Source organism: Sphingomonas sp. NFR04, from assembly GCF_900114095.1.
GTDB lineage: Bacteria > Pseudomonadota > Alphaproteobacteria > Sphingomonadales > Sphingomonadaceae > Sphingomonas.
Genome location: NZ_FORV01000014.1, coordinates 1 through 14,513, shown reverse-complemented (window position 1 = coordinate 14,513; position 14,513 = coordinate 1). Strand labels below are relative to the sequence as shown.

Here is a 14,513-nt window from a genome sequence, read left to right as displayed (position 1 = left end):
CAGGCTTCACCAGTTTTTTGCGGCAACTTCCTTCAGCACCGCATTGTCGAGCATCGCATCGGCCAGCAGCCGTTTCAGCCGCGCGTTCTCGTCCTCGAGTACCTTCAACTTGCGCGCCTGCGACACATCCATGCCCCCGTACGTCGCCTTCCACTTGTAGAACGTCGCGCTGCTTACACCGTGCTTCCGGCACACGTCTGCCGTCGACGAACCGGCCTCCTGCTCGCGCAGGATCCCGATGATCTGCTCTTCTGAAAACCTGCTGCGCTTCATCTTCGTCCTCCTTGATCGAGGACTCTACCTCAAACTGGAGGAGTTTCAGGGGAGCACGTCAGGAGGCCAGTTCTTGGCGCCCGCAGACGTTCCGATGTCCGCCGCGGAAGATCAGGAGCAGATGATTTTAGCTGAGAGCGCCTCTGGTGACGCAATCAAGGCCTTTGTCGGCGATTGGGGCGCCTGAGCATCGCACCTCAAGAAGGTGAGGCTCTCTGCCCGCAGCCCTGTCTATGTAGAACTGAGCAGCCCGTGATTTTCTAGACGCCTTCCGCATGCAGTATCTGCTGCCGTTAGAACGCGACGGGCGACAGCATTCCGTTTCCGACCTGCCTGCGCACCGGGGTGGATAACATCTCAATGTAATCAAACGCGCCCTCCCCGGCCGCCCCCCGAATTTTGCATGTTTGGCGCCGGAAGCGCTGCCGCTTGGGCGAGGAGAAGATCCTAACGGAAGTGCAAGCGGTTGATACACTGCAGGTTCCCAAATATGCCGGCTTTCTGAAGCAAGGCGGCGCTTTCGACCAGCTCACGAGTCGCAGGGAAACGCCCGGCGTGGGTATACACGCTACCATCATCGGTCGCCGGGTTTCCCAAGCAAATTCCCAAAATCAACTCCTGCTTGAACGCGAATCGAGCCACCAACATGTGCTGAATCAGCTGGTCCCGACAGTAATCGTCCTGCTGTTCCTGAGTCCAATCTTGGGGACGAGGCGGGAACGTCATACAAACATAGCGGAGATCCGGTGTCGTAGGCGACGGCATCGTGTTAGCCCAGAATATCTTCTGATTCTCCTCTTTGAGCAGGTCAAAAATCTCTTCAGCGATCATTCGACGTGGATAACGCCCCTCGGAGGCAAGCAACCGCATTGCGAACTCATGCTCCGCGATCGTAGGATCGGAGTCGATGAAGCGCCCTTCCCGCAACTCCTCGTACTGGCCGTTCAGATATTCGTCGATCAGCCGGCTCGGTCTATCGAGTTCACGTGTTTGGGCGGCCCGTTCGCTATTCTTATACTGGTTCCAGAGCCCCGGCTTGACCGACTCAAGTGACGGGACAAGCGGCAAAAGTTTGGGATTGCTCTCCCAGCCTATCAGCGCCGCTGCGAGCAGGTCGCTTTCATTGAATGCATAGTCGTTCGTGCTGCGAAGGACTGCCTCTCGCCCCTTGAGATAGGCGATGAAATCCGGAGCAGTATCAAGATACTCCAGCAGCAGATCGATCGTCGGACCATCGAATAAGTGCACGACATGGTCGCCTTCGCGGATTGGACCGATTGTAAACGGCTTATCGATCTCGTGGCCGACGTAAGTAAATGACTTCCAATCATTGGGAACGATGGCCGGGTCTAACGCCGGCCTTGCGATCCCGACTAAATGGATGCGGGCGGTTCTGTCGGCATTCAGCGGCCATGGCGTACCCTCCTTCAGCTTCGGGTCCATGCGAACATTGCCTGGACGTTCGCGGATCGTGCGCATGCCACCCCCGAGCTGCTTCAAGCTCTTTTCCTTCACCCGCCGAAGCCAGCGAGACCAAGCGAGCGCCCCGTGCTCTTCCGGGTTGTAGTGGCAGGCTTTGTCCGAGATGAGCACGATGTCATCACCAAACGGGATGACGAAGTCGGCGGCTTCTTTGCCCTGCTTGTAATGGGTATTGGCCCAAGTCCACAGTTTAAGGAAGGTCCGGTCTCCGACCGTTTTTAGAAATGCCTCTGATTTACTCGCCGTCATGCGCCACCTCGATCAATACGCCACAGCCGGCCCCCGGGCAGCAGCACTAACATGCATTCCTTTTCGCGCAGGAATCGATAGCGAAAGGTTATTAGCACGTGGATTTGGCGGACAAAATTAAGACGGCTCATCCGCCACTATCGGTTTTTGAGTGGCTGGTTGGATCGCTCGGCTAAGGCGCTTCTCGGGCAGAAAGTTGGGAATGCGTCTAGCCATTGTCCGATCCATGAATTTTGCCCAACTCCCGCGGCTCTAGGCGAGGGAATAGCTCGTTCCGCGGGACAGGCTTTGAGACAGCTTCATCGTCCAAACCCAAATTGAGCGGAGGCTCTTCACGCGAACGAGACGCCGCACAGGAAATGCGAACGGCAATTTTTGGGAACCGACGTTCAAAATCCGATGCCGAGGACCTTATGCTGATGGGGTGCACCCATTCCATCGGCCGCATTGGCTTTCAGTGGTCGGGCAAGCCTGACCTCCATTCTTGGCGCTCTTACAAAGCAAGACCCGCCAGCGCCTTCGCTGCCGCATGCCGGCTCAGATGGCCGTAATGCCGTTCGATCATCTCCGCACTGGTGTCGCTGATCTGCGCCACGGCTAGCAACGGCAGGCCTCCATTCACCAGGTCGGTGATCGTACTATGGCGAAGTGTGTAGGCGGTCGTCCCGCATGGCAGTGTAGCAGCGACGACCGCCTCAGCGATCGGCCTCTTCCACGTTTCCTTGTCCCATGGCTTGCCGTTGGCGCGCGCCAGTAACGGGGCATGGGCCAGCTTGCCCTTCGCCTGCGCTGCGAAAAATTTCGCGGCGCCGGCCGGTACAAGGATGCGGCGAGGCTTGCCGCTTTTGTCCTTACCGATGGTCAGCTCCGATGTCCGCTCGTCGAAATTTCCGGCGGTCAGGCTAGCGACAGCCCCCGGCCGCAGCGGAAGAAGACAGAGGGCCCGCACGAAGGGTTCGGCTTCGGCGCCGATTTTCTCCAGAAGGGCGCGCCGCTGGTCGCGGTCCAGGTAGAGGGTTCGTTGCCGGTCAGCGTTGCGGATAGCTTTCAGCGCTTCCTGCCACGCTGCTTCTGTGTCCGGCGCTCCTGGCGCGAGCACCGTGTTCAGTGCTGCGCGGAGCATCGCCATGTCTCGATTAATCGAAGAGGGTGCCCGGTCGCGGGTAACCTGCGGACCTTTCTTGCGCCGCGTGACCAGCGCGGGCTTTTCTTCCAAGCGCTTGCGCCAAGCCTGCAAATGGTGCCAGCGAAGCTTGGCTAGCTTCACCTTGGCTATTGGATCGGAATAGACGTGGCGCTTGAAACGGCCTGCTGCGTCAGGATGAGTCTCAGCATATCGCCGACACACTTCCTCTACGGTTTCAACCTTTTCCTCGATCAGCCCTCCCGACTCCACCAACGCGGCGAAAGCTTCCGCCTCCCGTTTCGCATCGGCAAACCGATCGCGACCGGGGAGCCTGCCAAAGTCGCCAAGCGCCTTGAGACGATAGCAACGCTGCTCCTCGTCATAGGCGCGAGCGATCCACGTTCCCGCCCCTTCCCGTGCCGAGGGTCGATAGCCGAGGAAGCATCCAGGCCGAATGCGTTGCCAGTAGGGCTCGCGCTGATTGCGGAGCGCGTCCCGCTCTTTCACTTTGCTCAGGTCCAGCCCCATGCCAGCCTCCTGCTCATTCCGTACGGAAAAAGTACGGAAAACATGGTCGGAAGTAGCTAGATCGCCTGAGACATAAAACCGACCATTCTCAGCATATTAGCATTTTCAGGAAGGTTCAAAAACCCCCGTTTCTGTGCACTCCGAAGGCAGAGGCCACAGGTTCGAATCCTGTCGGGTGCGCCAATTTTCAATGGCTTAGCTGGATCAGCAGCAAACTTGTCAAATATACGTCAAATATGCACGTGCGGACGCAAGTGGCTGAAGGCGCACGTCCGACCTATCCTCCCGCCAGAATTTTGGTCCGCTCCGCGATCTTGAAGATTAAGCCCGATTCTGCCGCCTTCCGGCGAAGAAGCGCGCGGGCGTACTGCCCAACGCCTTCTGGAACATGGTGATGAACGCGTTGACGGACTCATAGCCCAGATCCGCAGCCACGCCTTGCACGGATGCCCCTCCTGCCAGCTCCCGAAGCGCGATGATCAGATGCAGCTGTTGGCGCCAGCGACCGAAGGTGAGACCGGTTTCGCGGATCATAAGCCGTGACAATGACCGTTCGCCCAACGCCACGCGCTTCGCCCATTCCGCCTGTGTAGCGCGGTCCGACGGGTTGGACGTTAGCGCATCGGCAATGGCCCGGATTTTCGGGTTGGTCGAAACCGGCAGATTGAACCGTTCGTGCGGCATCTCGGCCAATTCATCGAGCAGCACGCGCGCCAGCCGTGCGGCATGGCCGTCCGGCGGATAGCTGGCGCCTTCCTCGGTCAGTCGATCGATCATCGCGCGGATCATCGGGGATATCGACAACGCGCAGCAATGGTCCGGCAGGCTTGCCACCCCCGGTTCGACGAACAGATAGCTCAGCCGCGCGTTGAGCGTGGCGCGGGCACTGTGGGGCGTGCCCCCCGGAATCCAGACTCCGCAGTTCGGCGGTACGATCCAGAGCTGGTCGTCCGCGGTGCAAGTGACCGCACCATGCAGCGCCAGGATCATCTGCCCCTTGCGGTGCACATGCGCGGGCACCTCTGCGGCATAGTCCGCGAAATCGAGATTGCGGGCAATCGCAGGCCGGTCGGTCGCGTCGGGATCGAAGGCGGCGATGGCGGGTTGCGGGGACAGCATGCGATTGACCGAATTCAGGGACTGATTGTCAGGATACCGAATTTATAACGATCTAAGAATCGTTATCAACAAGCCGATGGGTATCTGGCTGTTTTACACTTATGGTTGGGTCGGGCCGCGACTGACGCTGCCGCCGATCGGCACGTTCCTGCGCGCGCCGGCGCTGCGCGCCGATGCGGAGGCGCTGCTGTTCTCCGCCAAGACCTTCGCGGCGGCGATGCTGGCCTATTATATCGCCCTGCGCATCGGGCTTCCCCGCCCGTCCTGGGCAATCATCACGGCCTATCTGGTGTCGCAAGGCTCGGCCGGTGCGTCGCTCAGCCGCGGCGTCTACCGCATGGTGGGCACGCTGATCGGCGCTGCGGCGACGGTGGTGATCCTTCCTACCTTTGTCGCCGAGCCCATCATTTGCAGCCTGGTGCTGGCCGGCTGGATCGGCTTCTGCCTGTTCCTGTCGCTGCTCGACCGCACGCCGCGCGCCTATGCCTTCGTGCTGGCCGGCTATACCGCCAGCCTGATCGGCTTTCCCGGCGTCGCCGAACCGGACGCGATCTTCGACACCGCGCTGGTCCGCGTGCAGGAAATCGGGCTTGGCATTCTCTGTGCTGTGCTGATCCACCGCTTCCTGCTGCCCCGGCCAATGACCGGCCAGCTCGTGGCTAAGGTAACAGCGACATTGCGCGATGCACGGCGTTTGGCCGGCGACCTACTGCGCGGCGAAACGGACCCGCGACAGCAGGCCGACCGCCACCGGCTGGCGCTCGATCTGCTCGCCCTGAACGGGCTGGCAATGCATCTCCCCTACGACCCGGCGATCGCCCGCCCACGCCGTGCGACGCTGCGGCACCTCCACGATCGGCTGGCGCGGCTGCTCCCGCTGGCGACGGAGATCGAGGCCCGGCTGGCAGCGATGCACAACGACGAAGCGCTGGCGGCGCTGCTGCACGCCATCGACCAGTGGATCGACGCTGCGCCCTCGCCGGAGTCGGACGCCACCGCCCGCCATCTGATCGACCGCGCGCATCAGCTACGAGCAGAGGCCTATGCCGAACCGGCGCAAGAGGGACGGCTGCAGACCGGCAATCTCGCCGGCCACCTCGCCGAACTGGTCGGGCTGCTCCACGAGGGTGACCTGCTGGGGCGCGAGTTCGCGAACACCCGTCCGGCCCGAAATTGCACACTGCGGTTCAGTGGCATGTCAGCAACGGGCTATGTCCATCACCGCGACCCGCTTATGGCCACACGTGCTGCAACCGGCGCGACCCTCGGCATCCTGACCGGGTGCTTGTTCTGGATCTGGTCGGCCTGGCCGGACGGCGGGCTGGCGGTATCGGTGCTCGGCGTTACCTGCGCGCTCTTCGGCAATGTCGACGCGCCTGCGCCCAATGTGCGCAAATACATGCTGGGCTCGCTCTACGGCGTGATACTGAGCCTAGCCTACAGCTTCGTCATCCTGCCGCGCGTCACGGATTTCCCAACGCTGGTCGCCGTGCTCGCCCCCGCCTTCCTCTGGGGCGGATCGCTGCAGGCGCGGCCGGCCACGGCCTATATGGCGCTGGGCATCACGCTAACGATCCCGATCCTCTCCGGGCTGGGTGCACAGTATAGCGGCGATTTTGCCGATGCGCTCAACGGCAGCGTGGCGTTGTTCGTGGCAACCGCGTTCGGGGCGGCAAGCATGACCCTGCTCCAGACCTTGCCTGCCGATGCGGCGATCGATCGCCTGCTGCGGCTGAGCCGCCGCGACGTCGCCCGGCGCGCGCGCGGCCATGGCCCAGCCGAGGCGGGCTGGACGAGCCTGATGGTCGACCGCACCGCCCTCCTCCTGCCGCGGCTTGCCGCGTCGAGGCGCTCGCGCACCGACACGCTCGACGCGATGCTGCGCCATCTCCGCATCGGGCATGCGGTCGCCGGGCTGCGTCGCGCGCTGGACCCTGCGGTCGGCGCCATCGACCAGCAGGCGCGGCAACTGCTCGGGGCGCTCGCCGAGAGCGTAGCAGACGGGCGCGATGGCAATGCCGACGCGCTCGCTGCATTGGACCAGCGCCTCAAAACGCTGATCGCGCGTGTCGCGGCCGACGCGGACGAAGGCAGGTGGCGGCTGCTCGATCCGCTGCTCGACCTCCGCTTTGCGCTAACTGCCGCAGCCGCAACCGATCCGAAGCGCGCGGCATGATCCGCGACCTCGACATTGCCGGCGTCCTGGTACCGGGACTGCTGGCGCTCGCCTGCCTCGCCCTGATCGCGACAATACTCCTGCTGCGGCTCTTCGCCGTCACCGGCCTGTCGCGCCGCCTCGCCTGGCCGGCGCTAACCGAGATCGCCGTGTTCCTCCTCCTCTACGGCCTGCTCCTGCGGGCCACCCTGTGACCGGATCCTTGTTATGAAGTCCATTCTCTCCGTCCTCGCGCGCTACGGCATCACGCTTGCCGTCGTCGCTATTGCCGCGCTGGTCGGCTGGCAACTCTGGGACCGGCACCAACAGACGCCCTGGACGCGCGACGGCCGCATCCGCGCAGATGTCGTTCGCGTCTCGACCGACGTCGGCGGGCTGGTGACGCAGGTAACGGTTCGCGACAACCAGACCGTCCGGCCCGGGCAACTCCTGATAGTGCTCGACCGGCCGCGTCTTGCCGCGACAATCGAGCGCGCGGACGCCGCCATTGCAGAGGCGCGGGCGCAGCTCGAACAGGCGCGCAAGGAGGCGCGCCGCGACGTCGCGTTGGGCGACCTCGTCGCGACCGAGGCGCGCGAACAGAGCGCCGCCAGGGTCCGGACCTCGGAGGCCGCGCTGACCCGCGCCATCGCCGACCGCAATGTCGCCAAGGTCGATATCGAGCGGACCGAAATCCGCGCCACCGTGACGGGCATCGTCACCAACCTAGACATCCACCCCGGCGACTATCTTGCCGCGGGCGCGCAGGCGATGGCGTTGGTCGACACGGCCTCGCTGCGGGTCGAGGGCTATTTCGAAGAGACCAAGCTGCACCGGGTGGCGATCGGCGACCGTGCGCGCGTCCGATTGATGGGAGAGGATGGCGAGATCGCTGGGCATGTTGAGAGCATCGCCGCCGCGATCGCCGACGATCAGCGCGACAATACAGGCAATCTGCTGCCGAAGGTCGCACCAACTTTCTCCTGGGTTCGGCTTGCCCAGCGCATTCCCGTTCGCGTGCATATCGACCGGGTGCCTGCCGGCACCCGCCTGATCGCGGGGCGAACGGCGACCGTGGAGCTCCTTCCCGCCCTCGCCGCGCCGGCAGGAGGGCGGCGGTCGTGAAGCGCGTCGTCACCACCCTCCCCGCCCTGCTCCTCGCCGGCTGTGTCGCCGGGCCGGACTATCGCATTCCCCAGGCCTCGATCGTCAACCGACCCGAAGCGGCGGCACCGTTTCTGGGAATCAATGATAGGAGCGTGTCGCAGGCCGCGTTGCCGCCGCGCTGGTGGCGGCTCTACGGCGATCCCCGGCTCGACGGCTATGTCGAGGAGGCGCTGGCCGCCAACACTGATCTGCGCGCTGCCGATGCAAATCTCCGCCGCGCGAGCGCAATCTTTCGCGAAGCCGCCGCCGAGCGGACCATAACCACCGGCCTGAGCGGCCAGGCATCGGGCGGTCGGATTGGCGGCCCTACTGCCTCCCTGCCGGCGCCGTTCAGCTACGCGCTCGGCTTCGATGCCAGCTACCCGCTCGATCTCGCGGGCGGCATCCGGCGCGGGATCGAGGCTGCTTCGGCGCAAACAGAAGTGGCGGTGGCGGCGCGCGATCAGGTGCGCGTCGTGGTCGCGGCAGCCATTGCCCGGAATTATGCACGGGTCTGCACCGATGGCGTGGCCTTAGCAGCGGCGCAGCACATCGCCGCGATCCAGCGCGCGACCTTGGCAGTGGCGGTGCGCACGGCGCGCCGGGGACGCGGGACGCGCTTCGACATCGACCGGGCACGCGCCGCCGCCTTCGCCAGTGAGGCAGCCCTCCCGGACATCCTTGCCGACCGAAAGGCCGCGTTGTTCGAACTGGCCGCGCTGATGGGCCGGACGCCTTCCGACTATCCACGCGAACTCGAGGCCTGCGCCGCGATCCCGGCGCTTGCGCGGCCGATCCCGGTCGGGGACGGTGCGATGCTGCTCCGGCGTCGCCCGGACGTGCGAGGGGCCGAGCGCGTGCTCGCGGCGACCACTGCGGGCATCGGCATCGCCGAGGCCGAGCTCTACCCGAGGGTCAGTATCGGCGGATCGGCAGGCACGGCTGCTTCGATAGGTCGCGCTTTGGGATCGACTTCGTTCGGGTTCAGCCTCGGCCCGCTCGTGTCGTGGTCGTTCCCGAACAGGAAAGCGGTCCGTGCCCGGATCGACCAGGCCGGTGCCGATGCAGACGCTGCGCTGGCGGGCTTCGATGGCGCCGTGCTGTTCGCGCTGCAACAGACCGAGACGGCGCTATCGGCATATGCCCGGGCGACGGACCGGCTGCGGGATCTGGAACGAGCGGCAGACGCCGCATTTCGTGCCAGCCGTGATGCCGACAGGCTCCAGCGGTTCGGCCGCACGCCCTTCCTCGACGTCCTGAACGCACAGGCCGGGTACGCCGATGCCCAGGCAAGTTTGTCCCGCGCCCGCGCCAGTGTCGTCGATCGACAGATCGATCTCTTCCTCGCGCTGGGAGGCGGGTGGGAAGAATGACATCTTTGGGGGCATGTATGTGTAACGCCATGTTTGCTCGATGCCATATCTTGGGAAGTGCCCCCCGGCTCGGATCGCCTAAACCTCGGAAGCGTCGGCAACCTGGCCGGAGGTTGCTTAGCGCAAGACCCGTCTCCGGCTTGACGCTCAGACTAAGCCCTCTAAATTGCAACGCGCCTAAAAAGACAGCGATGCAGGTATGGTGACAACCTGCGGTCTCCCGGGAGACAGTCAAGCTTGAGCGGGTCACGCCGCTCTTGGCCATGGCCGGACACAGCGAGGGTTCACCTCGTGCGTGGCCGGTCGTCGTTGTCTGATCGCGATCGGCTCGTGTCCGTCTAACCAACGGAAAGGCATGACCATGAAGCTGAACCACCTCAACCTATACAGCGATGATGTCGAAGCTGATCGAGCGATGTTCGAGCAGTATTTCGGCCTGCGCACGCTCGTTGTGCGCGGCACAAAGATGGCGATCTTGCAGGATGACGACGGGCTGGTGTTGATCATCAATCACTTCGAAAACAAGCTCGACGGCTTCGACTACCCCAAACAGCTCAACATACTGCATATAGGCTTCATTCAAGAGACCCGCGATGCTGTGGATGCCATGCATGCCCGCTTGCGCGGGGACGGATGGAAAACGCAGGCGCCGCGCGATGCGCACGGCGCTTGGTGCTTCTATTTCCGGGCAAAAGGCGGCTACTTCATCGAAGTGACGACGCTTAGCCGGGTCCGTCCCGAAGAAGCCTATCAGGATAGCCGGCAATAAGGTCCCTCCTGGGTCGGCGGAGCTATCCGCCGACCATTCTCGCCCTTGACGCAGCTCGGACGAAGCAGCGAAAAAGCCACCGATAATTCCCTGTTTTCAAAGCCAATCTTGGGAGAACATATGTTCACGCACATCATGATCGGTAGCAACGACCTGGCACGATCCAGAGCCTTCTATGACGCAACTTTTGCGGCGCTGGGCGGCAAATCGGGCGAGAAGGACGAGAGAGGCCGGCTCATCTACGAACACGACGGTGGAAGATTGATGATCACCCGACCGATCGACGGCCACCCGGCGACGGCGGCCAATGGCGGAACGATCGGCATTGCCGCCCTGAGCGCGGACCATGTCCGCGCATGGCACGAGGCCGGCACCGCGCATGGTGGCACCTCCATAGAAACGCCACCGTGCGAGCGCCCGAACGGTGTCTTTGTTGCCTATCTCCGGGATCCGGACGGCAACAAGCTCACCGCGCGAACGAGAGCGACGCGGTAATGCGCGGCGCTTGGCTATGCGGCTAGCCGAGGACCCTCATGTCCATAGGTATCAGCCTGATCGTCCTGGTCGCTGCGGTCCTCCATGCGAGCTGGAACGCCCTTCTGCGCGGAGGCGGCGACCGGCTCTGGTCGATGACGATCATGTGCATCGCCATCGCGGTTGCCTGTGCCCTGATGGCCCTCTTCTTACCGGTTCCCGCAAGGGCGAGTTGGGGCTGCGTTGCCTTGTCAGCGCTGCTCCATACCGGATACAACCTCTTCCTTGTACGGACCTACCGGGAAGGCGATCTCGGGCAGACCTACCCGATCGCGCGCGGGGCCTCGCCGCTTTTGGTTTCGCTCGGCGCGGCAATCTTCGCGCGCGAGCTGCCCGACGTACTCAGCCTGACGGGCGTGCTGCTGGTATCGGGCGGGATCGTCGCACTGGCCTTCCAAGGCCGAGCCATCGGGCGAAAAACCTTGCTCTTCGCGCTAGGAACCGGCTGCTTCATCGGCGCCTACAGCGTGACCGACGGGCTGGGCGTCCGGCTGTCAGGCGCACCGCTGGGCTACACCGTATGGATGTGCCTGTTGTGGGGCCTGCTCGCGCCGGCGAGCTACATCATGCTGCGCGATGCCCGCACCCTGGTGCGCGGGCGACAGGAGATGCTGGTAGCGGCTGGTGGTGGGCTTGCCTCGCTTTTGGCGTACGGCATCGTCATCTTCGCCATGGCTCGTGGCGCGATGGGACCAGTGTCGGCGCTGCGCGAGACAAGCGTCGTCTTCGCCGCCGTGATTGGACGCATCTTCCTTCGCGAACGCCTGAGCCGCTATCGGATTACGGCCTGCCTGGTAGTTGCAACAGGCGCGATTCTGATCGGCCATGCGGGTTGACGACACATGCGTTTGGATTGAGCCGATCGTACAAAATCGTGCTGCTCGCCATCTCGAACCCGGTTCCTTTCGAGAATATTGGCAATTGCCATCTGCATCATGAGAGCTGCCGCGCAAACTTTCCAACAAAGGCTTGTACCCCGTGCTGAGAAAGCGCCCTCTCACGGCGAAAACACGGGTTCGAGTCCCGTAGGGGTCACCAGCCTTTCAAGGGCTTAGCTGCCGAATAGCTGCACCAACGTGCAACTTACTGCAAATTTACTGCAAAACCGTAGCTGGAAATCGACGGACTTTCACGGATTGTTCTAGGGCCAGTGGCGTTGATATCCGCAGCTGGCGGGACGCTGGCGAGTATATGTTTCGCATCCCAACTCAGCCTTTCCATCTTCCTTCGGGATATCCGCCGGCCACCATCATTGGCGCATCGCTCCCGGCACGTTGCGACCAACTTGCGCCGTTCCGATCCGGCGCTCGGAACGACGGCAAACGCCAGAACTGGTTGTTCGCGTGTTCGATAGCCGCCCGTCAGTGGGGCGGGGCGCGAGGTCGGCTTTCGGCAGGCCAACCGTTCAGGGATAGGCAAGATGCCCCTGAATACGCTCCTCGGAGGTGAAGGTCGACATGGGGAGGCCCGCGGCATTGTACAGGCTGCCCGGCACGACCCCGCTCCAGTTATAGCGGACATAGCGGGGCTGGGGGACGGGCCCCGTCACCACCACCGTCTCGCCCTCGATCCGCGCGGTTGCGGCGACGAACTTGCGGTCCGCGCCGGCGATCTCGAAACCAGGCACGGGCGCACCGCGGCTGGTCAGCCCCGCGGCATGATCGAACCAGACGCGCATCCCGCCCGTTTCGCTCGTTGCCTGGCGGAACAGCGGGCCTTGATAGGCGACGCGTTCGCCATAGGCGATTGCTCGTGCAGCGAGCGCGAGCCGGGCGGCGACCGTCTGCTTGTCGCCCGGATGCACATTGTCCGGGTCGCCGACATCGGTGGTGACGACCATCGCGGTGTTGACCAGCCCCAGCGCCCGGCGCTGCGCGTCGCGCACCAGACCCCATTCCTCCTCGGGCGAGTTGAACGACGAGATCTGGGCGTAGAGGAACGGGAAATCCCCTTGCGCGAAGTTGTGCCGCCAGTCGGTGATCAGGCCACGGAAGAGATCTGCATAATATGGCGCGCGCGCGACGTTGCTGTTGGTCTCGCCCTGGTACCAGATCACGCCCTTGATGCCGTAGCCCGTAAACGGCGCAACCATGGCGTTGTAGAGCGACGAGGGCCGATACGCCTCCTCGGGCGGGTGCCATGGGTGCGAGGGCGGCGTGCCCCCGGACGCGCGGATCGCGGCGTCCTCACGCGCCTCGGCGGCGAGGGCGAGATCGGCGTCGGTCTGGTCCTGCTGGAAGCGGGCGCGCGCGTCGATCGCGGGGGCGAGCGTCGCGTCGCTCGCGAACGCGTCCGTCGAAACCCAGCTGTCGGCGGGCGTGCCGCCCCAGGTGGAGTCGATCACGCCGACCGTCACCTTCTCGCGCGCGGCGATTTCGCGCGCGAAGAAATAGCCGATCGCCGAAAAGTCGGCTGCCGTGGCGGGGGTCGTCTTCGTCCAGGTCGCATCGATATCGCGGAGCGGCGTCGTGCTGCTCTTGTGCTCGAGGCGGAGAAGCCGGATGCGCGGGTTGGTCGCTGCGGCGATCTCCGCGGCGCCGTTGTTCAACGGCGCGCGCCTGAAGCCCTTGAGCGGGAACTCCATGTTCGACTGGCCCGACGCGAACCACACATCGCCGAGCATCACGTCCTGAACCTGCGCCTGCCCCTCGGCCGCGCCGCCGTCGACGGTGAGCACATAGGGGCCGCCCGCCGCCTCGGGCTTCAGCCAGACCTCCCAGCGGCCAAGCCGGTCGGCAATCGCGGTTGCGCGCTGGCCGTGGAGGGCAACGGTGATGGTCGCGCCTGCGCTGGACCAGCCCCAGACGTGCAGCGGCCGATCGCGCTGCAGAACGGCGTGGTCGCTGAACAGATGGGGCAGCTTGAGCTGCGCACTGGCGGGAGAGGCGGTAGCGGCAACGACCAGGGCGGCGGCGAGCAGGCGCTTCATCATCGACTTGTTTCCTATCGCGTCAGGCTGGTGGCCAAGACGGGGGCCTTGGTGTTTCAGCATGGAACCAACCGGCATTGCAACGCGGCCGGCCGCTTGGCTCTACTTCGCCTCCTCCGATGCAGCCATCGCCGCGCGAGCGGCGAGGATGTAGGCAGTGGTGGTGCTGACGGTATATTCGTTCTCGAACCACAGGAACGGCCAGTCCGTCTTGGCTTCCGGGAAATCGGGTTTGACGATCAGCACGCCGGGCACGAGTCCGCCGGGGATGAAGCTGTAGTCGGCGCGGTTATGGCCATAGCCGATCAGCTTCGACGCGGTGCCGACGGTCGAGACCAGCGACAGGTTGTTGGCCGGATGCCGCCCCAGCACATAGTCGATCGCATCGAGCGTGTAGCGGGTGCCGACCAGCTCCGGGAACGCCTTGTGCAGCAGGTACATCGTCGTACCGAAGGCGACCACCTGATTGGAACCCGCCCATGTCCCGGTGGCGATCGGCACGCCGAACGGGTTGTTCGCGTGTTCCTGGTCGACCTTCGCCTTCATCGCGCGGACCAGCGGTACGAGCTGCGCGCGATAATCGGCATCCATGAACGGGATCGCGCGCACGGCCGGGCCGGCGGTCCACTCGAAATTCTCGCGAATGACAGGAAGCAGCGCACGTAGACGATCGGCGTACGTCTTGTCGCCCTTGGTGGTGATCAACAGCTCGACGGTGGCGGTGACGTTGGCGCCCTGCGCAGAGCGCGGCGAAGTCGAGTCGTCGCGGCCGTCGCCGGCCTTGATGACGCCCTGCTGCTGCTTGGCCCAGAGTGCCTCGGCGGCGTGGA

11 protein-coding genes, 1 tRNA gene and 2 pseudogenes are annotated in these 14,513 nt (G+C 64.1%); 8 read left to right on the top strand and 6 right to left on the bottom strand.

Features of this window, described 5'->3' with window-relative positions; all coding sequences use genetic code 11:
• Positions 1-24: 24 nt before the first annotated feature.
• The 4 genes and pseudogenes from BM009_RS22005 to BM009_RS21985 form a co-directional block, all read right to left on the bottom strand.
• A pseudogene (locus BM009_RS22005) lies at positions 25-273 on the bottom strand (transposase); the annotation flags it as partial.
• Positions 274-720: 447 nt separating this feature from the next.
• The gene (locus BM009_RS21995; protein WP_093299812.1) at positions 721-2,004 is read right to left on the bottom strand and encodes a hypothetical protein; all 1,284 of its coding nucleotides are present in this window, start codon (positions 2,002-2,004) and stop codon (positions 721-723) included.
• A 493-nt stretch (positions 2,005-2,497) separates the two neighbouring features.
• The gene (locus BM009_RS21990; RefSeq protein WP_093299809.1) at positions 2,498-3,658 is read right to left on the bottom strand and encodes a tyrosine-type recombinase/integrase; all 1,161 of its coding nucleotides are present in this window, start codon (positions 3,656-3,658) and stop codon (positions 2,498-2,500) included.
• Between the two features lie 321 nt (positions 3,659-3,979).
• Complete coding sequence (locus tag BM009_RS21985; RefSeq protein WP_093299807.1) at positions 3,980-4,777, bottom strand: AraC family transcriptional regulator; 798 nt, start codon at positions 4,775-4,777, stop codon at positions 3,980-3,982.
• Positions 4,778-4,853: 76 nt separating this feature from the next.
• Between BM009_RS21985 and BM009_RS21980 the strand changes: the two genes are divergently transcribed.
• The 8 genes from BM009_RS21980 (at position 4,854) to BM009_RS22755 (ending at position 11,792) form a co-directional block, all read left to right on the top strand.
• Positions 4,854-6,953: an FUSC family protein gene (locus BM009_RS21980; RefSeq protein ID WP_093299804.1), complete on the top strand. Its 2,100-nt coding sequence runs from the start codon at positions 4,854-4,856 to the stop codon at positions 6,951-6,953.
• Positions 6,950-7,147, top strand: a complete 198-nt coding sequence (locus BM009_RS21975; RefSeq protein ID WP_093299801.1) for a DUF1656 domain-containing protein — start codon at positions 6,950-6,952, stop codon at positions 7,145-7,147. Before BM009_RS21980 ends, BM009_RS21975 begins: the two co-directional genes overlap by 4 nt.
• A 13-nt stretch (positions 7,148-7,160) precedes the next feature.
• Positions 7,161-8,057, top strand: a complete 897-nt coding sequence (locus BM009_RS21970) for an HlyD family secretion protein (RefSeq protein WP_093299799.1) — start codon at positions 7,161-7,163, stop codon at positions 8,055-8,057.
• Positions 8,054-9,451 (top strand): efflux transporter outer membrane subunit, encoded by a 1,398-nt coding sequence (locus BM009_RS21965; RefSeq protein ID WP_093299796.1) that lies wholly within the window; start codon positions 8,054-8,056, stop codon positions 9,449-9,451. The genes BM009_RS21970 and BM009_RS21965 overlap by 4 nt, the downstream gene beginning before the upstream one ends.
• 355 nt (positions 9,452-9,806) lie before the next feature.
• On the top strand, positions 9,807-10,220 hold the full coding sequence (locus tag BM009_RS21960; RefSeq protein WP_254772415.1) for a VOC family protein: 414 nt from the start codon (positions 9,807-9,809) through the stop codon (positions 10,218-10,220).
• 120 nt (positions 10,221-10,340) lie between these two features.
• Positions 10,341-10,715 carry a VOC family protein gene (locus BM009_RS21955; protein WP_093299794.1) on the top strand — a complete coding sequence of 125 codons (375 nt, stop codon included), beginning with the start codon at positions 10,341-10,343 and terminating at the stop codon, positions 10,713-10,715.
• Positions 10,716-10,753: 38 nt separating this feature from the next.
• Positions 10,754-11,590, top strand: a complete 837-nt coding sequence (locus tag BM009_RS21950) for a DMT family transporter (RefSeq protein ID WP_093299791.1) — start codon at positions 10,754-10,756, stop codon at positions 11,588-11,590.
• Positions 11,591-11,720: 130 nt separating this feature from the next.
• Positions 11,721-11,792 (top strand) — tRNA-Glu (locus BM009_RS22755).
• A 367-nt stretch (positions 11,793-12,159) separates the two neighbouring features.
• Here BM009_RS22755 and BM009_RS21945 read toward each other — a convergent pair.
• Entirely contained in the window at positions 12,160-13,686 is a 1,527-nt protein-coding gene (locus BM009_RS21945) for a sialate O-acetylesterase (RefSeq protein ID WP_093299789.1), read from the bottom strand.
• Between the two features lie 99 nt (positions 13,687-13,785).
• Positions 13,786-14,513 (bottom strand): annotated as a pseudogene (locus BM009_RS21940) (glycosyl hydrolase); the annotation flags it as partial.